This window comes from Shewanella sp. NKUCC05_KAH (assembly GCF_019345585.1).
Lineage (GTDB): Bacteria > Pseudomonadota > Gammaproteobacteria > Enterobacterales > Shewanellaceae > Shewanella > Shewanella oncorhynchi.
Window position 1 is genome coordinate 153,446 of the sequence record NZ_JAHKQZ010000001.1, and the last position, 22,537, is coordinate 175,982.

Consider the following 22,537-nt stretch of genomic DNA (forward strand, 5'->3'; position numbering starts at 1 on the left):
GCTTTACCACAGGATTGTCGCAGCGTTAGCTCACAGGCTTGTGGCAATTACCACATTAAATCATCAGGAATTGCGTAATCTGCATAGGGATCATCTTCAACGACCACAGCTTTAGATTCATCCTGTTGCCACAAATAACCACACCACTGCGGCACCAGCAGTTTCACTCGCTCGGCTAACTTATGTGGTACTAAGTAACTCTTATCTTCGTAACGCACTATGCCTAACTGCCCTTTAAGCAATTCTGCCTGCAGTTTTTCATCTATGTATAAAGAATAGATTTTATTATCAAGAGTATAGTTAAATTTCACTTCAGCATAAGCTGGGATCTTAATCGCAGACTTAGTGAACTCAGTGATTAAACCGCGCACCTGTCCACGCTCTGATGCCTCTGCAAAACGTTGCTCATTTAGCGCTTTATCTTTTTGCGCCTGCAACCGTTTTTGCTCGGCCACTTCTTGCTTAAAAGCACTTGAGCCATCATCAACTCGAGATTTTTTGTCTCGGCGTTTTTGAGTCTTAACGTCGCGAACCTTTTGTTTACTGGCAAGCCCTGCTTTGAGTAGCTGCTCTTGTAATGCATTAGCCATGGATCATTACCTACTTAATCTATATAAAATCAAAGTTCTCGATTTTGAATCTCAATAATCTAAAACCAAACTACATTTTTGCGGCCAGTTCGCCAAGCTCTGTCATCGCGATACTGGCGCCGCCAAGTGACCAACCGCCATCAACCGGCAGCACAACTCCCGTAATATAGGAAGCTAATTCAGAGCCTAAGAATAGCGCGGCATTGGCGATATCCTGACCTGCGCCGTTGCGTTTTAGCGGAACGGATTGGGCAACCTTTTGCTGTAATGTGGCGCTGGGTGCAAGGCGATTAAAACCTTCAGTATTGGCGATGGGGCCAGGCATAATCGAATTAATTCTCAGCCCTTCACAGCCCCACTCTAACGCTAAAGTTCGCGTCAGCATATCCACACCCGCTTTAGCCGCACACACATGAACTTGCATTGGCATAGCGATCGAAGCCTGCGGCGCCGAAATCTGGATAATATTGCCATTGGGGCGACGCAGCAAAGGATAAGCCTGCTTTAGCACTTGAAAACTGCCGAGCAAATCAATGTCCATCACCGACTTAAAACCATTGGCCGAAAGCTTTGCGGCGCTGGCAGGGAAATTCCCCGCCGCGCCGCTTACCAGCACATCGATAAAACCAAACTCAGAAGCGATTTTATCAAAACCGACTTCAAGGGCGCTAAGATCGCGCACATCAAAACTCACCCCCAAATGAATACCGTCAGGATTGGCCTGTTGCAACTGCAATACCGCGGCATCGATTTTATCTTGACTGCGGCTTGCAACGGCCACATTTGCGCCAGCCTGTGCGAACGCAATGGCAATCGCGAGATTTATCCCACTGGTTCCTCCGACAACGACAACATTCTTACCTTGATAGTTAAACATCGTAGCATTAAACATGGGCGTTCTCCGTGAACAGTGAGATAAGCACTCAGGATGTGATTCATTATTCTATGCTGTCATTCAAGATACTATTTCAACTTTTATCAATCATATCAAGGATACCAACAAGCGATTCCAAGCCTTTTTTATTTAAACGACGATCAAACGGCTTTCAAACCGCGCTTTAGACGGCTAGTGTGGCGCCTATGCCAATGATTGGTGAATCGCTTGCAATGCCGCTAACGGATCGGCAGCTTTGGTGATTGGGCGGCCAATCACTAGGTAATCTGAACCGGCGGCAATCGCTTGAGGTGGCGTCATCACGCGATGTTGATCGCCAGCATCACTGCCAACTGGGCGGATCCCCGGCGTCACGAGCTTGAAATCATGACCTAACAGTGATTTCAAGGCTGTCGCTTCTTGGGCGGAACACACCACGCCATCGAGTCCCGCTTGCTGCGTGAGCTTCGCCAAACGTTGCACATGCTCAAACGCAGGAACATTGATGCCGAGTAATTTAAGATCGTCATCACTCATCGAGGTTAATACCGTGACCGCGATCAGCATAGGCGCTTTATCGCCGTATGGCAGTAATGCTTTTTTTGCCGCTTCCATCATGGCTAAGCCACCGCTGGCATGTACGTTCGTCATCCATACGCCCAGCTCTGCGGCTGCGGCCACGGCTTTGGCGACAGTATTGGGAATATCGTGAAATTTCAAATCAAGGAATAAATCAAAACCACGATCATGGATATCTTTCACCAGTTGCGGGCCAAACAAAGTAAACATTTCTTTGCCGACTTTAAGGCGGCACATGTTGGGATCGAGTTTTTCTATCAGTTGTAAAGCATGGTTTTTATTATCGTAATCAAGCGCTACGAGGATAGGTTTAGTCGTCATCATCTCTCCAACGGGGTTACACAAACTGTGTATTCTTCTAATAGATTATTCGCCGTCTAGGCCTCGGATCCGTTTAATGCTGCCCCAGTTTTTACAGGAAGGACAATGCCAGTAAAGCGCATGGGAAGGAAAACCACACTCCTTACAACGGTAACTCGGACGGAATTTAATTTGTTGTTCAACGAGCTGCTCTAGCATAGTTAAACTTTGCTTAGCTTGCCCTTCTTCGGCTTGGCGCAAATGCATCTGCATCAAGTGCTGAAAACCTTTCATGGTCGGATGGCGATATAACGCATCGAGCACCATGGTCTCTGCCGCTTTAATCTCATCAAGACTTATCATGTGCTGCGCTAAGGCGACCACCACAGAAGCTCCAGCGCCATCGGCCATGGCGCCCGCGAGTAATTCTTGAAAACCTTCTTTATCTTGCGTGTCGCGATAAACTTGTTTGGCCGTTGGAATTGCATCGGCAAAAAGCTCGATATCGGCTTTTTTCAGTTGCAGCAGCATTTGCTTACACTCGGCATAATCTTGAATATCGAGGAATTTTTTCGCTAGGGTCAATAATGCACGACCGCATTGGGCATCTTGCTTCAGCGCCTGTTGCAGCAGTTTAATTTTCTGCGCATCATCACTGGCTTCATCGGCTAACTGGCAATAGAAATGCGCCGTTAACGGCTTTAAAACTTGCTGACGTTTACGACTCAAACGCTTAGTGATATCAATGGCTTTCTGCCACTCTTTAATCACTTGATAGATAGCAATCAGCTGAGTTTCAGACTCTTCACTGTGATCGTCTTGGCTGACCAAGTTGATAAAAATTTCTTCGGCTCTGTCGTAAAAACCTGCTGCTAGATAATCTTTACCCAGCTCCATCATAGCGATGTCGCGCTGCTCATTAGTTAATGTAGGCCGCGCGATTAAATTTTGATGGATACGAATAGAGCGGTCGACCTCGCCTCGCTTACGGAACAGCGAACCGAGTGACAGATGGGTATCGATGGTTTCATCGTCAACATCTAGCATACTGATAAACAAATCGACGGCTTTATCCGATTCGTTCGACAGTAAGAAATTGAGGCCAGTAAAATAATCCCGGCTCAATTGTTTACGTTGATTACTTTGATTCTGCCTTATGCTCCGTCGCCCCATATACCAGCCATAGGCGGCAGCAATGGGAAGCAACAGAAAGAGGATCTCAAGCATATTAGGCGTCTACATCCTGAGGGATTTTAGCGATCACTTGATTTAGTTTCTTTTTAGTTGCCGCTAAACTTAATTTCAAGCGGACAATATAGTAGCTAGCAAATAACCAACTCAAAATAAAACCAGCAAAAAAGACAATCGCTAAGACAACAGGTAAACGATATTCACCCTGTGCGACAAAATAGCTGATGGTCACCACTTGTTCGTTGCGCGCGCCAAAAATCAACGCCAGAATAAATAACAGTGCCACAAGCACAGTTGCTACAAATGATTTCACGCTGCACTCCCTAAACGCGTTTCAATTTAATGATTATCCAAGAAATTTACTAAGCTGACCAGCATTGCCTTGCAATAGATACAAAAAAGCCTCCTAACGGAGGCTTTTTACTATGCGGTCAATCACACATTAACGGCGTCAACACGCTCGCGCAGTTCTTTGCCTGGCTTAAAGTGCGGGACGTATTTACCTTCCAAATCGACTGATGAACCAGTCTTTGGATTACGGCCAGTCCGCGGTGCACGATAGTGAAGCGAGAAACTACCAAAGCCACGGATCTCAATACGATCACCGCTTTCTAATGTTGTTGCCATTTGCTCCAACATTTCTTTGATTGCGCCTTCAACCTCTTTCGCCGACAGCTGCGACTGCCTGGTGGCGAGTTTTTCGATAAGTTCAGATTTCGTCATCCTAGCTATCCCCTATTATCAAGCCAAACACAGTCGCCTAATGGGGAGAGATGCCTCCCCAAACAACAGGCGATTATTTACGAGCTGCTTTAAACGCTTCAGCCATTGCATTGCTAATAACAGCGTCATCTTGTTTGTTCAGAGTCGCCATTACTTCTTTCTCTTCAGCTTCGTCTTTCGCTTTGATTGACAGGCTGATAGAGCGGTTCTTACGGTCAACACCCATGAACTTAGCTTCGATTGCATCACCTACATTATAGACAGTAGATGCATCTTCGATACGCTCACGTGAAATGTCAGCTACACGGATGTAACCTTCAACAGTGTCAGCCAGTTCAACAGTCACACCTTTAGCATCAACAGCAGAAACAGTACCGTTTACGATAGTACCTTTCTTCTTGTCAGCCAAGTATGCGTTGAATGGATCATCTTCAGTTTGCTTAACACCTAAGCTGATGCGCTCACGCTCTGGATCTACAGACAGAACCACTGCATGGATTTCATCGCCTTTCTTGTATTCAGAAACTGCGTCTTCGCCAGTACCGTTCCAAGAAATGTCAGACAGGTGAACTAGACCATCGATACCGCCGTCAAGACCGATAAAGATACCGAAGTCAGTGATTGACTTGATCTTACCAGAAACCTTGTCGCCTTTGTTGTAACGAGTTGCGAAGTCATCCCATGGATTGGTCTTACATTGTTTCAGACCTAGAGAAATACGACGACGCTCTTCATCGATGTCCAGAACCAGAACTTCAACTTCATCACCTAAGTTAACCACTTTAGATGGGTGAATGTTCTTGTTAGTCCAATCCATTTCAGAAACGTGAACCAGACCTTCAACGCCTTCTTCGATTTCTACGAAGCAACCGTAGTCAGTTAGGTTAGTAACGCGACCAGTTAAACGTGTGTTTTCTGGGTAGCGTTTGCTGATTTCTAACCATGGATCTTCGCCAAGTTGTTTCAGACCTAGAGACACACGAGTGCGCTCACGATCGTACTTCAGTACTTTAACGTTGATTTCATCGCCAACATTGACGATTTCTGATGGATGTTTAACACGTTTCCACGCCATATCTGTGATATGTAGCAGACCGTCAACACCACCTAAATCTACGAATGCACCGTAGTCAGTCAGGTTCTTAACGATACCCTTAACTGCTTGACCTTCTTGCAGGTTTTCTAACAGTGCATCACGCTCAGCGCTGCTTTCTGATTCGATAACTGCACGACGAGAAACAACAACGTTGTTACGCTTCTGGTCTAGCTTGATAACTTTGAATTCTAATTCTTTGTACTCTAAGTGAGCGGTGTCGCGAACTGGGCGCACGTCAACTAGAGAACCTGGTAAGAAGGCACGGATACCGTTTAATTCAACAGTGAAACCGCCTTTAACTTTACCATTGATGATACCGATTACAGTTTCAGCATCTTCATAAGCTTTTTCCAGAACGATCCAAGCTTCATGACGTTTCGCTTTTTCGCGAGACAGTTGAGTCTCACCGAAGCCGTCTTCAACAGAGTCAAGAGCTACGTCAACTTCATCGCCAACTTGAATTTCTAAAACGCCTTGAGCGTTTTTGAATTGTTCAGCTGGGATTGGGCTTTCAGACTTCAGACCCGCGTCAACCAGTACCATACCGTTTTTGATTGATACAACAGTACCACGAACGATAGAGCCTGGACGGAATTCCAGAGTTTGAAGGGATTGTTCAAATAGATCAGCAAAAGATTCAGTCATGTTTAGGTTACTTTCTTTATTAAACCACTGTCCGTCCTAGACGTGGAGTCAGTCAAATTATCCGTATCATCCTTAATACGAATACCTATCCGGTGGACTAACTTAGTTAGTGCCGGATAATTTTTGGTTGATAAAGTTAAGCGCAAGCGCTAGCACTTCATCAATACCCTTACCGCTAGTATCGATAATGAGCGCGTCATCGGCGGGGACTAAAGGAGCCACCGGACGATTCATATCGCGGTCATCACGTTCGATAATTTCACTTAAAAGGCGCTCGATATTAACATCGAAGCCCTTGTCCTGCAACTGATTATAGCGTCTTTGGGCACGCTCTTCAGCTGAGGCGGTTAAATATAATTTTGCCGGCGCACTTGGGAAAACCACTGTTCCCATGTCACGACCATCGGCAATTAATCCTGGCGCCGTTTTAAAGGCCCGTTGGCGACGTAATAAGGCTTCTCTCACCCGTGGAAAGGCAGCGACTTTTGAAGCGGCATTCGAGCACTCTTGGGTGCGAATGTCGTTGGTGACGTCTTCACCTTCCAATATCACTTGAACCGGATCTTTATCATTGCCTGTTAGAAACTTCACATCCAGATGTGCCGCTAACAACGTGATAGACTCTTCATTTTCCAGTTCAACGTTATGATGAATTGCTGCAAGCGCAAGAACTCGGTAAATAGCACCACTATCAAGTAGTTGCCAACCTAGATGCTGAGCCAATAATTGACTAATTGTACCTTTGCCAGCACCACTTGGGCCGTCGATTGTGACTACAGGAGCCCGTTCAGACATACATTCCTCCGCAAAAAATAACCATCATCCGTGAGTTCATCAAGTGAGCCCCCGAAAATGAGCGCGCCGCATTGTACAACAAAAGACAAACAAAATCCGTGGATTTTTTATGAAGATTAGAAGCCGCACAAATACGGCTTGCTATTCTTGACATCGATGGTTGTAACAATGACGAAACAAACAGACTTAGCCTTGCAGGCTCGCAAACTGCTTAAAGTAGTCAGGGAATGTTTTAGAAGTACAATCTGGATCATTGATGGTGATACCGCAATCGGCAAATGCCAGCATAGAAAAGCACATGGCCATGCGGTGATCATTGTAGGTATCAATTTCAGCGGTGTTAATCACGGCTGGCGGGGTGATTTTAATGTAGTCATTCCCCTCTTCAACCTCGGCGCCCACTTTTCGCAGTTCAGTTGCCATAGCCGCTAACCGGTCGGTTTCTTTAATACGCCAGTTATAGATATTGCGAATAACCGTCGTGCCTTTAGCAAATAATGCGGCCGTTGCAATGGTCATGGCCGCATCGGGAATATGGTTCATGTCTAAGTCGACGGCCGTTAATTGGGAACCGCGGGCAATAATATAGTCATCGCCCCACTCGATATCTGCGCCCATTTTTTCGAGCACATCGGCAAATTTTACATCGCCTTGGATACTTAAACGACCCACACCCGTGACTTTGACTTCGCCGCCCTTAATCGCCCCTGCCGCGAGGAAATACGATGCCGATGACGCATCGCCTTCTACCAGTACTTTGCCTGGTGATATATAACGCTGGCCTGCAACAATCTCAAAACGCGCGTAGTCATGGTTAATGACGTTAACGCCGAACTGCGCCATCAAGGCGATAGTAATATCGATATAAGGCTTAGAGACTAACTCGCCTTTGACATGGATATTGACGCTGCCCTTAGCAAGCGGCGCCACCATCAACAAAGCCGTTAAAAACTGGCTCGATAAATCGCCTGCAATTTCAACATCACCGCCATTAAGGCCAGTGGCATTAATCGTCAGTGGCGGGAAACCGTCATTTTTAAGATAAACAATATTGGCACCGAGTTGCCTTAAGGCATCGACTAAATCGCCAATCGGACGCTCTTCCATACGTGGTTCGCCCGTGAGAATAAATTCACCTTGGCCTAAGGTTAAGGCGGCGCATAAGGGGCGCATTGCGGTACCCGCATTGCCTAAAAACAATTCCTGCGCGGATGCTGAGGAAATCACACCACCTAAACCATCGAGTTCACACACAGTATTGTTTTGCGATAAACGGTAGTTCACCCCTAACTGCTTGAGGGAGGCCAACATGTGGCGGATATCATCTGAGTCGAGCAGATTGGTGAGCGTAGTCGTACCTTGGGCTAAGGTGGCCAATAATAAGGCTCGATTTGAAATACTTTTTGAGCCCGGAATATTGATTTCACCGCGGACTTGCACAACAGGTTCAAGACGTAATTGCTTCATGAATAAATCTTCTTTCTCTATAGGGCGTCATCATCACGATCACGCGGACTGAATACGCAAAATGGCAACTTCACGCTACAGCGCGTCAAGTTAAGATTACAAATAAAAGGAGATTGGGGCCTTGTTGGTGCTTCGTCGTTATAAAATTACCGATTGTCGCTAAGGATTCAACCGTTTTTTCGAGAAAAATGGCATTTTGGTCAGATTATTTGCTGAGATCAGTGTAAAAATAACAAAAACGCAAAATTAAAGCGGTTAATTTATGATTTAACCGTATTTTTGGCAGGCTTTTTTGCCAAGATAACTGGCGTGTAATCACAGTTTTCACTTTAATTACTTTACCTTTCCGCGCTATTCTAACCTCCAAACGATAAATAACGCATATCTGATACGAACAATCACGTTTGCACTATAACCAGAAAGGTAGATGGAGCTATGTTTAACTCACTCATCGCAATGCCAGCGGACCCCATCCTTGGCTTGTTAACTCAGTACCGCGAAGACTCTCACCCACAAAAAGTGGATTTAGGTGTGGGCGTTTATAAAGATCCTACCGGCGTTACCCCTATTCTAAGCTGCGTGAAAAAAGCGGAAAAATTCCGTCTCGATACCGAAACCACCAAAGTGTATATCGGCCCAACAGGCTCACCACAATTCAACACCTTGATGACGGAATTAGCCTTTGGTGTTGGCCACAGTGCCATTATCGCTAACCGTATCCGCACCGTTTCAACACCCGGTGGTACAGGCGCGCTGCGCGTGGCGGGTGACTTTATTAAACGCTGCAACCCGAATGCTGTGTTATGGGTAAGCGATCCAACTTGGGCAAACCATATCGGTTTATTCGAAGCGGCTGGCATTACTGTTAAAACCTATCCTTACTATGACTACGATAGCAAATCATTGAAATTTGATGAGATGCTTGCTGCATTATCGCAAGTAAGTCCTGATGATGTGGTGTTATTCCACGCCTGTTGCCATAACCCAAGCGGAATGGATTTAACCACAGAGCAATGGGATAAAGTGGTTGCCCTTACAAAAGATCAAGGCTTTACGCCGCTGATTGACATGGCCTACCAAGGCTTTGGTGATGGCGTTGATATTGATGCCTACGGCGTGCGTCATATGGCGGCAGCGGTCGATAATATGATCCTGTGCAGCTCATGCTCGAAAAACTTCGGTTTGTACCGTGAGCGTATTGGTTCCTGCTCTGTGATTGCCAAAGATGCCAATACCGCCAATATCGCGCAATCTGTACTGCTTTATGTGGTTCGCTGCCTTTACTCTATGCCACCTGCCCATGGTGCGGCGATTGTTGAGACGATTTTAGGATCAAAAGAATTAACCCAAGAATGGCTTGATGAGCTGAAAGTGATGCGCGATCGCATCAACGGCAACCGCGCCATTTTAGTGGATAAACTTAAAGCCAACGGCGTAAACCGTGACTTTAGCTTTATCGCCCGCCAAAAAGGTATGTTCTCTTTCCTTGGGGTGGCTCCAGAGCAAGTGGCGCGCCTACAAAAAGAATTCAGCATCTATATGGTAGGTTCAAGCCGCATCAGTATTGCTGGGATCAGTGAAGATAACGTCGATTACTTAGCCCAATCAATTGCTAAAGTGCTCTAAGCGCCGCTGAGTTTATCTGCACCGCTCACTCTGCTGTATTCCCGCAATAAAGGAATACAGCAGAGTTCATTTACCGCCTCAAATGTTAAATTTTTCAATCATCCCACCCGATCAGTTTTGGCAGTTCATTAACCTCAGTTTCATATTCACAATATGACAAGCAAGGCCACGTCTCACTGTTCAAGCATTTATTTTTAATCGTAAAACCACATTCTAGCGATTTTATCATCGCGGCGTTATCGCAATAAGCCACAGATTGTGACCTCGGTCGGCGGATTTCCATTTCATTAATCAGGACTGCGGCTATTTTCACTTTTTAAAGCCAACGCCACTGAGTAGATTAGTGGTCATCATAGAACTTGTGGATGTTCAGCCATGTTATTACAAGATAAATTAGTGCAAATCGTCACCAACCCGCTGCTTTCACCCAAGCAAAAATCCAACTATTTAGCATTAGAAGCGGAAGCCAGTTTGCCCTATATGTCGATATCGCCCGAGGTAAAAGCGGCGATGAATGACGGTATTATTTGCGACATGTTTGAAGGCCATGCGCCGTTTAAACCACGCTATGTGTTGCCAGATTATGCCCGCTACCTTCAACAAGGCTCTGAATACTTAGAGTTATCTGCGGCAAAAAACTTGGACGAAGCCATCAATGCCTTAACGATTCTGTATCATCACGTGCCATCGGTGACCAATATCCCTGTGTATTTAGGTCAGCTGGATGACATTTTGATGCCTTTCGTTGAAGGAATGGATGCGGAAATCCTTTATCGTAAATTAAAACTGTTTTGGATCATGCTCGACAGAACCCTGCCCGATGCCTTTATGCATGTGAATATTGGCCCTACAGATAACATCGTTTGCCGCACCCTGCTGCGCATTGATGCCGAGTTAAAACAAGTTGCACCCAATTTGACTTTTATGTACGACCCCGCCGTCACACCGGATGAATTGTTGTTGCTTGCGACCACCAATATTTGTCAGTGCAGTAAGCCGCATATCGCGAATTACCCACTGCATGCCAGTGCGTTTGATGAGCGCGGTTTTGGTATTGTCAGTTGCTACAACGCGTTGCCGTTAGCGGGCGGCGCCAATACCTTAGTTCGACTTAATCTTAAAGAAGTTGCGTTAAAGGCCAATTCTATAAACGATTTTTTTGATACTGTATTGCCAAATTACTGCTCACTCACCTTCGAGCTCATTGACGCGCGCTCGGCATTTTTGCATCAAGAATCACACTTCTTTGACAGCTTTTTAGTTAAAGAGCAATTGATTGATGAATCGCGCTTTGCACCCATGTTTGGTATTTACGGCATGGCAGAAGCCGTGAATATTCTGCGGACATTTACGGCTACTGATGCAACGAAGTTATCTCAACGAGATCAACACACTGGCTATGGCCATAGCACGGACGCAAATCAACTTGGCTACCGTATTTCTGCCACGCTCGATGCCATAGTGAAATCCACACCCGTCGCACATGGTTACCATGGGCGGGCACTACTGCATTCACAGGGCGGTATTAGTATCGACAACGATGTGACTCCTGGCGTTCGCATCCCCTATGGCACTGAACCGAATCCCATCGCCCATATTCAAGCCTTAGCGCAGCATCATCAGTATTATACGGCGGGGATTAGCGATATTTTGACCATAGATGAAACTGTAAAATCCAATCCTCAAGCCATGTTCCAACTATGTAAAGCCGCACTTGAGTTAGGTTTTAGGGAGTTTACCGCCAATGTCGCCTCTAACGATTTAATGCGCGTGACTGGCTATATGGTAAAACGCTCAGATATTGACGCGTTTAAACAGTGCGGCTCGCGTCTCAATACCACAGGCTTAGCCGCAGAAGCTGCGGTTAATACGGGAATATTGCAACGACAAGCACGCGTTATCGCCCATGAGCACTCCCCCCTGTGTTGTTAAATGAACCGGCCATAAATAAACAGGCAATAGTCAGTCAGCTATTGCCCTTTTCATGCGTCGACGGGCCTGGCAGCAGGCTCGTGTTATTCTTGCAGGGCTGCAACTATCAATGCAAAAACTGCCATAACCCACATACCATAGGTTTATGCGATGCCTGTGGCGATTGTGTCGCCACCTGCCCTGAAAATGTGCTGACATTGATAAATCTCAATAATAAGCATCATATTCAATGGGATAGTGAGCGTTGTAGCCAATGCGATACCTGCCTTGCCGTGTGCCCAAAACAAGCGAGCCCCAAGCTCACTCGTTACACCGTTGAGGAGATACTGACGATTCTCCATAGTCAGCGTCACTTTATTAATGGCATTACGGTTAGCGGCGGCGAAGCGAGCCTGCAACTGCCGTTTATTATTGCCTTGTTTCAAGCGATTAAGGCCTCAAAACCGTTATCACACCTGACTTGTATGCTCGACACCAATGGCAGTTTGAGTCTAACGGGATGGCATAAACTGCTGCCGTTTTTAGATGGCGCTATGGTGGATCTTAAAGCGTGGCAGCAAGATACCCATAGATACATTACTGGTCGTGATAACCATGCCGTGTTCAAATCAATCCAGTTATTGGCTAAACAGCAAAAACTGTATGAGGTGAGATTGCTGCACATTCCGAGCATCACGGATTATGAGGACGAAATAGAAGCGCTAGCGACCTATTTACTTCTGCTAGGCCCAGATACGCGAGTTAAGTTAAATGCCTTTCACCATCATGGTGTTGTCGATGAAGCTCTCAATTGGCCAAGCTGTAAACAAGCCGATATTGAACGCTTAGCCGCAACGCTTGCAAAGCGAGGCGTAACCAATCTCGTGTTACCTTCTATATACCTTTAACGACTGCAAAGCAAAATTTGCTCATAAAGCCAGCGCAGTGCGGGATCTTTCATGCTTTGACTATGCCAAACTAGGCTGTAAGCCACTTTACCATATTCTATGGGTAAAGATTTAATCGTTAAGCCTTGAGCTTGGCTGGCGATGGATGCCCAGCGGCGCGAGCAGGTAAAGAGCAGCTCACTGTGATGGCACATTAACGCCGCACTGCCAAAGTCTGGGACCGAAATGGGGACGGCCCGTTTTTTAGATTGCTGGGCGAGCAAAATATCAAAAAAAGGCGTGCTCAAATCTGTGTCTGTAATGCCAATATGGCTAAAACTCAGGTAATCATCGAAGCTGATATGCGGCTGTTTAGCCAAGGGATGGGATGAATTCATCAGGCAGATCATTTCATCGCTAAACAAGGTTTCCCACACCAGATCGTCTTGAAGAGGATTAGGTTGACTCAGATCGTGGGGTAACAGCACAAAATCTAATGTACCTTTAAGCAATCCATCAAAACCAATATTGTCTTTGCTGTAAATATCGAGGCGGATATTAGGAGCCAAGCTCAGAATATGGGCGCTTAGCTTGGCGGCCAGCAGTTCAAAGGTGCTTTCGCGCATCGCAAGCGAGAAACGCCCCTCAAAATGTGCAGGGTTAAACGCATCCTGACTCATGATCTGATTCATATCATTGATCATCTGCTGCACACTTGGCCCTAATCGTCTTGCCAATGGGGTTGCTACCAGTGAGTTGCCGTTACGATAGAACAGTTCATCGTTCAAGCTGTCCCTGAGCTGGCTTAAGGTTTTACTGACGGATGAGGGACTTAAACATAAACGTTCGGCGCTGGCGGTTACACTCAGGGTATCGAGCATCACATGCAAAGTGATCAAATGCTTCATACTAATCCGCGAAAGCTTGGCCAAATCCATCGGTGACATCCTATTGATTTATCGTGTATACGCATCCAGAAATACGTTCTTTTAATTATGATAAACAATAACATACAACTAACCCATCATCTTATTCAGTAATGCGCGTCAGCTCACAGGCTTTCTCACCGCGAGTGTTCTTGAAGGCATCTGGTCTCAACGTCATCTTGCTTAACGCCATTGTCGATAAATTAAAGCTAACAAAAAAGCGAATGCATTTGAGCATTCGCTTTTGAGATGGCTAACTGATGATCAACATTCAATAAGCATAACGTTGATTTTCAGGCAGCAAAGCCTAGACGCTAAGCGTCGCAAGCTAATGAGTGACTCAATACAGCTAAGCCTAGCTATGTTTGTTTGCAAACTCATTCATAAACTTGACCAAGGCAACTACGCCATCGAGTGGCATTGCATTATAGAGGCTAGCACGCATACCCCCTACGATACGATGGCCCTTTAAGGCAACGAGTCCAGCAATTTGCGCTTGCTTTAGGAACTCACTATCGAGCGCTTCGTTGACTAATTGGAAAGTCACGTTCATTTGTGAGCGGTTCGCTGCAACAACCCCATTACGGTAGAAAGCATTACCATCAATGCATTGATATAACATCTGCGCTTTTTGTTGATTAATTTTTGCAATACTCGCAATGCCGCCAATGGACTTAAGCCAAGCAAAGACTTCAGCGGCGAGATACCAAGCAAAGGTTGGCGGTGTGTTGAACATAGAGTCATGCTCAACGGCTAAACGATAGTCCATGATGGACGACTGCGGTAAACTCGGCAGTTTTAACATGTCATCGCGCACTATCACTATCGACAGACCCGATGGACCTATGTTCTTTTGTGCGCCAGCGTAAATCAAACCGTAGCGGCTGACGTCGATTTCACGTGACATAATGGTTGACGATAAATCGGCAACAATTGGCCAAGGTGAGTCTAATTCATCAAAAATTTCGATACCATCTACTGTCTCATTAGGGCAGTAGTGAACATAGCGATAATCGGCATCGATTTTATGTAAATCAGGCAAGACAACCGCATTGAGTCCATTGTGTTTTTCAACAATATTCAAGCTATCAATCTGCTCTTCACCCACGAGCTTTTGTGCTTCGGCTAATGCGGCAGATGACCATTGACCACTGACTAAATACAGAGCTCTGCCATGATTACCTAAAAAATTATTCACAACAGCGGAGAACTGTCCACGACCACCGCCGTGCATAAATAGCACATGGTAATTTGTGGGGATCTGCATCAGTTCACGTAAATCAGACTCGGCTTGTTGTGTAAGCGCGATGAACTCTTTACTTCGGTGGCTGATTTCCATCACGGAAACGCCTTGGCCATTCCAATCAAGTAATTCCTGTTGTGCTTTTTTCATTACCGCTGCGGGTAACATTGCAGGTCCAGCACAGAAATTATAAATCGCGCTCACTGACACTCTCCTTAATCCCAACCATGATGTATGTATTGATAAATACGAAACCATTCTAAAACGAACAATGCTATCAACATCAATGCCATTAAAAAAACGAGCGTCCAATTGGACGCTCGTTAATATGACACTTAATTACTCTTCGTCTTGCTCATCATCAGCAAGTTCGTCTTCATCTTCGTCCAACTCTTCTTCATCATCCAGCGCTTCTTCAAGCGCCTCGTCGGCTAATTCACCTTCGATAATGACAGGAACAATCGGTAAACCGTTTTCATCCAGCTCGACTTCATCTTCTTCAGTTTGGATTTCGTCGATACGTTGTAGGCCGACCACTTTCTCGTCGCCCGCAGTACGGATAATCGTTACACCTTGCGTGTTACGGCCAATGATAGACACGCCGCTCGCAGGTGTACGCACTAAGGTACCTTTATCACTGATGAGCATCAGTTCGTCGTTAAGACCGACTTGAACAGCCCCAACAACAGCGCCGTTACGTTCGCTCACCTTGATTGAAACCACACCTTTAGTCGCACGGCTCTTCGCTGGATATTCAGACAGTTGCGTCCGTTTACCGTAGCCGTTTTCAGTCACAGTCAGAATCGCGCCATCGCCTTTGGGTACGATAAGCGACACGACTTTCTGACCTTCTTCTAAACGGATACCACGAACGCCTGTTGCAGTACGGCCCATAGGACGTAAGGACAAGACTTCTTCGCCGGTTTCAGGATCGGTTTTCACTTCGCCTGTTTCAGAATCACGTACTTTCTCACCAAAGCGAACCACTTTACCTTCGTTCGAGAACAACATGATTTCGTCATCACCGTTAGTGATATCGACACCGATCAGTTGGTCACCGTCTTTGAGGTTAACGGCGATAATACCGTTTGCACGTGGATTGCTATAAGCAGTTAGTGCGGTTTTCTTCACAGTACCGTGTGAGGTCGCCATGATGATGTACTTGTCAGCCGCGTATTCACGTACTGGCAGAATCGCAGTAATGCGCTCGCCATCGGATAACGGCAACAAGTTAACAATTGGACGACCACGGGCCGTACGGCTCGCTAATGGCAATTGATACACTTTGAGCCAGTACATCTTACCAAAGTCAGAGAAGCACAAAATGGTGTCATGGGTATTGGCAACTAACAGTTTCTCGACGAAATCTTCGTCTTTCACTTTCGTCGCGGCTTTACCTTTACCACCACGGCGCTGAGCTTGGTAATCGGTCAACGGTTGATACTTGGCATAACCTAAGTGCGACAGTGTTACCACAACGTCTTCTTCGTTGATCAAGTCTTCAAGACTCATATCGACTTCGTTGGCATTGATCACTGTACGGCGCGCATCACCATATTCTTCAAGGATTTGAACTAATTCTTCCTTGATCACTTCCATCAAACGCTCAGGACTGCGCAGAATAAACAGCAGACCCGCGATAAATTCGAGCAGTTCTTCGTATTCGGCGATGATCTTATCGTGCTCAAGACCGGTCAAACGGTGTAAACGCAGTTCCAGAATGGCCTGAGCTTGTTGCTCAGTCAGGAAATATTGACCGTCACGAATACCGTATTGTGGCTCTAACCACTCTGGACGCGCGGCGTCATCGCCCGCTTTTTCCAGCATGCCTTGAACGTGGCCTAATTCCCAACCTTGCTCAACCAATTTCACTTTGGCATCTGCAGGCGTGGGTGAGGCTTTGATCAGTGCAATAATCGGGTCAATGTTAGCCAGTGCAACCGCCAGCGCTTCCAAAATATGGGCACGCTCACGGGCTTTACGCAGTTCAAATACGGTACGACGCGTCACCACTTCACGGCGATGCAGAATAAAGCATTCGAGCATTTCTTTAAGATTAAACAGTTTAGGCTGACCATTGGTCAGGGCCACCATGTTAATCCCGAAAGAACACTGCATTTGCGTTTGAGCATAAAGGTTATTGAGTACAACCTCGCCCACTTCACCGCGCTTAATTTCGATAACGATACGCATACCGTCTTTATCAGACTCGTCGCGTAGACCGCTGATGCCTTCAAGCTTTTTATCTTTAACCAGCTCGGCAATCTTCTCGATTAAACGGGCTTTATTCACCTGATACGGGATTTCAGTGACGATAATGCGCTCACGGCCATTATCTTCGGTTTCCACATCTGCCAGAGCACGCATGATCGCGCGGCCACGGCCAGTTTTATAGGCATCAATAATGCCTTTGCGGCCATTGATAATCGCTGCTGTGGGGAAATCCGGACCAGGAATGTATTCCATCAACTGTTCAATCGACAGTGAGGGTTCTTCAATCAGTGCCAAACAGCCTTTCACCACTTCTGTTAAGTTGTGGGGTGGGATGTTGGTTGCCATACCCACTGCAATACCCGATGAACCGTTAATTAACAGGTTAGGTACGCGTGTAGGTAATACAGCTGGGATCTGTTCTGTGCCGTCGTAGTTAGGGACGAAATCCACTGTCTCTTTTTCAAGATCGGCCAGTAATTGGTGCGCTAACTTATCCATACGGATTTCGGTATAACGCATTGCCGCCGCTGAGTCACCGTCGACCGAACCGAAGTTACCTTGGCCGTCTACTAAGGTGTAACGCAGTGAGAATGGCTGGGCCATACGGACGATAGTGTCATAAACAGCAGAATCACCATGGGGGTGATATTTACCGATGACGTCACCAACCACACGGGCAGATTTTTTGTAAGGCTTGTTCCAATCGTTCTTCAATTCACTCATGGCAAACAGAACGCGACGATGAACCGGCTTTAAGCCGTCGCGCACGTCTGGTAATGCACGTCCCACGATAACGCTCATGGCGTAATCAAGGTACGAATTCTTTAGTTCGTCTTCGATATTAATTGGCGAAATAGATGATGCCAGATCAGTCATAAACTGCTCGTTCCCCTGAAAAATAGCCGACAACGTATAATCCGTATCATTGCCTAGCCCAAAAACGTGATTTGGCATTCTAACACAGTTATTTAATGTCGCCAGACCTATCATTATCGAATTGAGAGTCTGGTGGCTTAATAGATGAAAACACTGTCAATTTGGTCGTTTGAGCTATAAACAAGCGTTGAAATACACGGCTTACGATGAGGAAAAATCGTCAACGGGATGAAGTAAAAGGTCGATACGGAGCACAACAATTAACATAAAAGCAGATAACTGCTGAAAATTCACTCAACCACAAGGGCTTAGCTCAGTCGAGCACTTTGTTTATCAAACATAGTCGTTATAATAGCCGCACAATACAGCTTCTTCAGGTAATAGCATGCATCAGAATACCAATGTAGACCCACAGGAAATCGCAAAGTTTGAACGTATGGCCGAAACTTGGTGGGATCTCAACGGCGAATTTAAGCCGCTGCATCTATTAAACCCGCTGCGCTTAAACTATATCGATCAAACCGCTGGCGGTATTTTCGGCAAGAAAGTGCTCGATGTCGGCTGTGGTGGCGGCATATTGTCTGAAAGCATGGCCCGCATCGGCGCCGAGGTTGATGGCTTAGATATGGGTGATGAGCCCTTAGAAGTCGCCCGCCTACATGCCCTCGAAACGGGCGTGAGCATTAATTATGTAAAAAATACTGCCGAGGCCCATAGCCAAGATCATCAAGCCTATTACGATGTGGTGACCTGCATGGAAATGCTCGAACATGTACCCGATCCACAATCTGTGATCAAGGCTTGCTGTGACATGGTTAAACCCGGTGGTCATGTGTTTTTCTCCACCATCAACCGCAACATTAAATCCTACGTGCACACCATTTTAGGCGCGGAATATTTGCTAAAAATGCTACCAGTTGGCACCCACGAGCATAAAAAATTCATTAAGCCTTCAGAGCTGATTGAGCTAGTAGATAATACCGATCTTATCTGTACCGATGCCTTAGGGGTAAGCTACAACCCATTGACGGGCATTTTTAAGTACACGCCTAAGGTTGATGTGAATTACATGATAGCGACGCGTAAGGTTGATTAATATGAGTCTGGCACAGATCAAAGGCGTACTGTTCGATCTCGACGGCACCTTAGCCGATACCGCGCCGGATCTAGTGCAGGCCCTCAATTTAAGTCTTCAAGACGTCGGCATCGCCGCGCAGCCGTTAGCGGCCATGCGCTACGCCGCATCCCACGGCAGTTTTGCCTTAGTCGATGCCGCGATCCCTGATGCGGCAGAAGATCTTCGGTCTCAAGTTCAGCAAGGGCTACTCGCCCACTATCAGCGTATAAATGGCGATCATTGTGCGCTATTTACAGGCATAGTGGCATTACTCGACTGGCTCGAGTTAACTCAGTTGCCGTTTGGGGTGATCACCAACAAGCCTGCGCGCTTTACCCGTCCCTTATTGCGAAAACTGAATTTACACTTGCGTATGCCCGTTATCATCAGCGGCGATTCTACAAAACACCCAAAACCCCACACCGCACCAATGCTGTTAGGCGCACAACAACTAAACTGTGCTCCAGAGCACATTTTGTATCTTGGGGATGCCGAGCGAGATCTGCTCGCGGCCGAGGCTGCTGGCATGTTAGGCGGCGTGGCCCTATGGGGTTATCTGGGCGTGAACGACAAGCCGTTGCAATGGCCTGCGCACGCGCATTTTGCGAGCCCAACTGAGCTACATCAAGCACTAATCGAAGCATTGGCTTAACAACATCAACCAAAAACAGCGCCTACAATGCTCACGAATAAGGCATCCAATACGTAACCTCACTGACGGACATCAGTGTGTCAGCATACTATTTATGACCCACGGAAAAAGTCAGACGGATAAAAGATCGGCACTCGTGAGCGATCGCGATCTAAAGAAAAGATCGCCTAAAAATCCCCCATGAGTGTGACACGCTAACCTGAAATTGAGCTTCAAGGTTAGTCGTTACTAACGCAAAATTTTATCCTCACGTTATCCACAAGATGTCCCCTGAATTCAGACTTGCAAATAGGGGCAAACCTCACTATCTTGTATCCCATATAATTTAAAACACCATATCTTGTGTATAGGTAACAATCAGACACACTAGAAGCTCGCCGCTTAATTGACTCGTTTTTAACCAGTCAGCTGTATTTAAGGGACGATTATTGATTGTTTTACAAGGATACGTACGGTGATTTTGCTCACCTAAATACATATAAGAACCAAGGCCTATCTCCAAATGAATAGCACTATGACAGTCACAAAACGCTGTGGCGATCGTGAGAATATCGATCTCGAAAAAATACACCGCGTAATTACTTGGGCAGCCAAGGGATTAAAAAACGTTTCTGTTTCGGAAGTTGAACTTCGCTCGCACCTACAGTTTTTCGATGGCATCCCAACCGAAGCTATCCATGAAACCATTATCAAGGCTGCGGCGGATTTAATTTCGCCAGAATCACCGGACTATCAGTTCCTTGCTGCCCGTTTAGCGGTGTTTCATTTGCGTAAGAAGGCCTTCGGTCAGTTTGAGCCGCCCGCATTGTATGCTCACGTGACTAAGTTGGTTGAGCTAGGTAAATACGATCAACACATTTTAAGAGATTACACTCGCGAAGAACTGGATGTGATGGATACCTATATCGACCATTGGCGCGATATGGACTTCTCTTACGCAGCGGTAAAACAGCTTGAAGGCAAATATTTAGTTCAAAACCGTGTGACCCACGAAATCTACGAGAGCGCCCAGTTCCTTTACATTTTGGTTGCGGCTTGCTTGTTTGCCCGTTATCCAAAAGAGACGCGCCTGAAATACGTTAAAGATTTCTATGACGCGGTATCAACTTTTAAACTGTCGCTGCCAACGCCAATTATGGCCGGTGTGCGCACCCCAACGCGTCAGTTTAGCTCTTGCGTACTGATCGAATGTGGTGATAGCTTAGATTCCATCAACGCGACCGCTTCGTCTATCGTGAAATACGTCAGCCAACGTGCGGGTATCGGTATTAACGCCGGTCGTATTCGCGCCTTAGGTAGCCCAATCCGTGGTGGTGAAGCCTTCCACACAGGTTGTTTACCTTTCTATAAGTATTTCCAAACCGCAGTGAAGTCGTGTTCTCAAGGCGGCGTGCGTGGCGGTGCTGCGACCCTGTTCTACCCTATTTGGCACTTAGAAGTCGAATCTCTGCTGGTATTGAAAAATAACCGCGGCGTCGAAGACAACCGTATCCGTCATTTAGACTACGGTGTGCAGTTGAACAAAGTCATGTATCAACGTCTGATCAAAGGCGAAAACATCAGTTTATTTAGCCCATCTGACGTGCCTGGCTTGTACGATGCTTTCTTTGAAGATCAAAACGAATTCGAACGTTTATATGTGCAATATGAGCAAGACAGCAGCATTCGTAAGAAAACCATAAAAGCCGTTGAGCTGTTTTCACTGATGATGCAAGAGCGTGCCTCAACGGGCCGTATCTACATTCAGAACGTGGATCACTGCAACACTCACAGCCCGTTCGATTCAAAGGTCGCGCCGATCAGACAGTCTAACCTGTGTCTTGAAATCGCCCTGCCGACTAAACCATTGAACAACATCGATGATCCAGAAGGTGAAATCGCGCTTTGTACGCTGTCAGCACTTAACTTAGGTTCTATCAAAGCGTTATCAGATATTGAGCCATTAGCCGACCTCGCCGTACGCGCACTGGATAATCTATTGGACTATCAAGATTACCCTATCAAAGCCGCGCAAATCGCCTCGATGAATCGCCGTACCTTAGGCATAGGCGTGATCAACTTCGCTAACTATTTAGCGAAAAACGGCATGAAGTATTCCGATGGTAGTGCGAACGCTTTAACCCACAGAACCTTCGAAGCGATTCAGTACTATTTACTGAAAGCCTCAATGAACTTAGCCAAAGAGCAAGGTGCGTGTCCGTTATTCCACGAGACCACTTACTCTCAAGGTATTTTGCCAATTGATACCTACAAACGTGATTTGGATAAAATTTGTGCCGAACCATTGCACTTAGACTGGGAATCACTGCGTAGCGATATCAAGCAATATGGCCTGCGTAACTCGACGCTGTCGGCATTAATGCCATCAGAAACCTCGTCGCAAATCTCCAATGCGACCAATGGTATTGAGCCACCACGTGGCCTTATCAGCGTGAAATCGAGCAAAGACGGTCAGCTAAAACAAGTGGTACCTGATTTCGATACACTGAAAGATAGCTATGAATTGCTGTGGAAAATGCCAAGCAACGACGGTTACTTACAGTTAGTGGGTATTATGCAGAAATTCGTTGACCAAGCGATTTCGGCTAACACTAACTACGATCCTTCACGTTTTGAAGGCCGTAAAGTACCCATGCAAACCCTGCTGAAAGATTTGCTCAATGCTTACAAGTTAGGTGTTAAAACGCTTTACTACCATAACACTCGCGATGGTGCGTCGGATTCACACGATGACATCACCAATTTAGAGAAAGAAGATGACGGTTGCGCCGGCGGCGCATGTAAAATCTAGTCTTTAACTTTAACGTTAACGGTTTTATAGGGAT

17 protein-coding genes and 1 pseudogene are annotated in these 22,537 nt (G+C 46.2%); 6 read left to right on the forward strand and 12 right to left on the reverse strand.

All coding sequences use genetic code 11. The annotated features are described in order from the left end of the window. Window positions 1–47: 47 nt before the first annotated feature. The 9 genes and pseudogenes from KO533_RS00715 to aroA all read right to left on the reverse strand — a co-directional run bounded on the left by KO533_RS00715 (window position 48) and on the right by aroA (window position 8,260). Entirely contained in the window at window positions 48–590 is a 543-nt protein-coding gene (locus KO533_RS00715; RefSeq protein WP_028759879.1) for a DUF2058 domain-containing protein, read from the reverse strand. A gap of 70 nt (window positions 591–660) precedes the next feature. Then, window positions 661–1,482 (reverse strand): SDR family oxidoreductase, encoded by an 822-nt coding sequence (locus tag KO533_RS00720; RefSeq protein WP_219252423.1) that lies wholly within the window; start codon window positions 1,480–1,482, stop codon window positions 661–663. A 186-nt stretch (window positions 1,483–1,668) separates the two neighbouring features. After that, window positions 1,669–2,364 (reverse strand): orotidine-5'-phosphate decarboxylase, encoded by a 696-nt coding sequence (pyrF, locus tag KO533_RS00725; protein ID WP_113940395.1) that lies wholly within the window; start codon window positions 2,362–2,364, stop codon window positions 1,669–1,671. A 45-nt stretch (window positions 2,365–2,409) separates the two neighbouring features. Beyond that, window positions 2,410–3,570: a lipopolysaccharide assembly protein LapB gene (gene lapB / locus KO533_RS00730; protein WP_219252425.1), complete on the reverse strand. Its 1,161-nt coding sequence runs from the start codon at window positions 3,568–3,570 to the stop codon at window positions 2,410–2,412. Window position 3,571: 1 nt separating this feature from the next. Further along, window positions 3,572–3,847: a lipopolysaccharide assembly protein LapA domain-containing protein gene (locus KO533_RS00735; protein ID WP_028759876.1), complete on the reverse strand. Its 276-nt coding sequence runs from the start codon at window positions 3,845–3,847 to the stop codon at window positions 3,572–3,574. A gap of 122 nt (window positions 3,848–3,969) precedes the next feature. Then, on the reverse strand, window positions 3,970–4,257 hold the full coding sequence (gene ihfB, locus KO533_RS00740) for an integration host factor subunit beta (protein ID WP_006081718.1): 288 nt from the start codon (window positions 4,255–4,257) through the stop codon (window positions 3,970–3,972). Between the two features lie 73 nt (window positions 4,258–4,330). After that, window positions 4,331–6,001, reverse strand: a pseudogene (gene rpsA / locus KO533_RS00745) (30S ribosomal protein S1); the annotation flags it as partial. Window positions 6,002–6,100: 99 nt separating this feature from the next. Further along, window positions 6,101–6,793: a (d)CMP kinase gene (gene cmk / locus KO533_RS00750; protein WP_028759874.1), complete on the reverse strand. Its 693-nt coding sequence runs from the start codon at window positions 6,791–6,793 to the stop codon at window positions 6,101–6,103. A 186-nt stretch (window positions 6,794–6,979) separates the two neighbouring features. Further along, a complete protein-coding gene (aroA, locus tag KO533_RS00755) occupies window positions 6,980–8,260 on the reverse strand; it encodes a 3-phosphoshikimate 1-carboxyvinyltransferase (RefSeq protein ID WP_219252427.1) in 1,281 nt (426 codons plus the stop codon). Window positions 8,261–8,695: 435 nt separating this feature from the next. Between aroA and KO533_RS00760 the strand changes: the two genes are divergently transcribed. From KO533_RS00760 to KO533_RS00770, 3 genes are all read left to right on the forward strand, one after another. Next, complete coding sequence (locus KO533_RS00760) at window positions 8,696–9,886, forward strand: amino acid aminotransferase (RefSeq protein WP_219252430.1); 1,191 nt, start codon at window positions 8,696–8,698, stop codon at window positions 9,884–9,886. Window positions 9,887–10,261: 375 nt separating this feature from the next. Continuing rightward, the gene (locus tag KO533_RS00765) at window positions 10,262–11,818 is read left to right on the forward strand and encodes a YjjI family glycine radical enzyme (protein ID WP_219252432.1); all 1,557 of its coding nucleotides are present in this window, start codon (window positions 10,262–10,264) and stop codon (window positions 11,816–11,818) included. 26 nt (window positions 11,819–11,844) lie between these two features. Continuing rightward, the gene (locus tag KO533_RS00770; protein ID WP_219252646.1) at window positions 11,845–12,705 is read left to right on the forward strand and encodes a YjjW family glycine radical enzyme activase; all 861 of its coding nucleotides are present in this window, start codon (window positions 11,845–11,847) and stop codon (window positions 12,703–12,705) included. On the opposite strand, the gene KO533_RS00775 is transcribed toward KO533_RS00770, so the two are convergent. The 3 genes from KO533_RS00775 to gyrA all read right to left on the reverse strand — a co-directional run bounded on the left by KO533_RS00775 (window position 12,702) and on the right by gyrA (window position 17,943). Next, complete coding sequence (locus KO533_RS00775; protein ID WP_168827065.1) at window positions 12,702–13,622, reverse strand: LysR family transcriptional regulator; 921 nt, start codon at window positions 13,620–13,622, stop codon at window positions 12,702–12,704. The two genes, KO533_RS00770 and KO533_RS00775, sit on opposite strands and share 4 nt — an antisense overlap. A 343-nt stretch (window positions 13,623–13,965) precedes the next feature. Continuing rightward, a complete protein-coding gene (gene serC, locus KO533_RS00780) occupies window positions 13,966–15,057 on the reverse strand; it encodes a 3-phosphoserine/phosphohydroxythreonine transaminase (protein WP_219252434.1) in 1,092 nt (363 codons plus the stop codon). A gap of 135 nt (window positions 15,058–15,192) precedes the next feature. Then, window positions 15,193–17,943, reverse strand: a complete 2,751-nt coding sequence (gene gyrA, locus KO533_RS00785; protein ID WP_028759867.1) for a DNA gyrase subunit A — start codon at window positions 17,941–17,943, stop codon at window positions 15,193–15,195. A gap of 385 nt (window positions 17,944–18,328) precedes the next feature. Here gyrA and ubiG point away from each other — a divergent pair, with 385 nt between their 5' ends. The 3 genes from ubiG (at window position 18,329) to nrdA (ending at window position 22,503) form a co-directional block, all read left to right on the forward strand. Beyond that, on the forward strand, window positions 18,329–19,039 hold the full coding sequence (gene ubiG / locus KO533_RS00790) for a bifunctional 2-polyprenyl-6-hydroxyphenol methylase/3-demethylubiquinol 3-O-methyltransferase UbiG (RefSeq protein WP_028759866.1): 711 nt from the start codon (window positions 18,329–18,331) through the stop codon (window positions 19,037–19,039). A gap of 1 nt (window position 19,040) precedes the next feature. Next, a complete protein-coding gene (locus KO533_RS00795) occupies window positions 19,041–19,712 on the forward strand; it encodes an HAD-IA family hydrolase (RefSeq protein WP_219252436.1) in 672 nt (223 codons plus the stop codon). A 502-nt stretch (window positions 19,713–20,214) separates the two neighbouring features. Beyond that, window positions 20,215–22,503 carry a class 1a ribonucleoside-diphosphate reductase subunit alpha gene (nrdA, locus tag KO533_RS00800; RefSeq protein ID WP_219252439.1) on the forward strand — a complete coding sequence of 763 codons (2,289 nt, stop codon included), beginning with the start codon at window positions 20,215–20,217 and terminating at the stop codon, window positions 22,501–22,503. The last annotated feature ends 34 nt before the right edge of the window (window positions 22,504–22,537 follow it).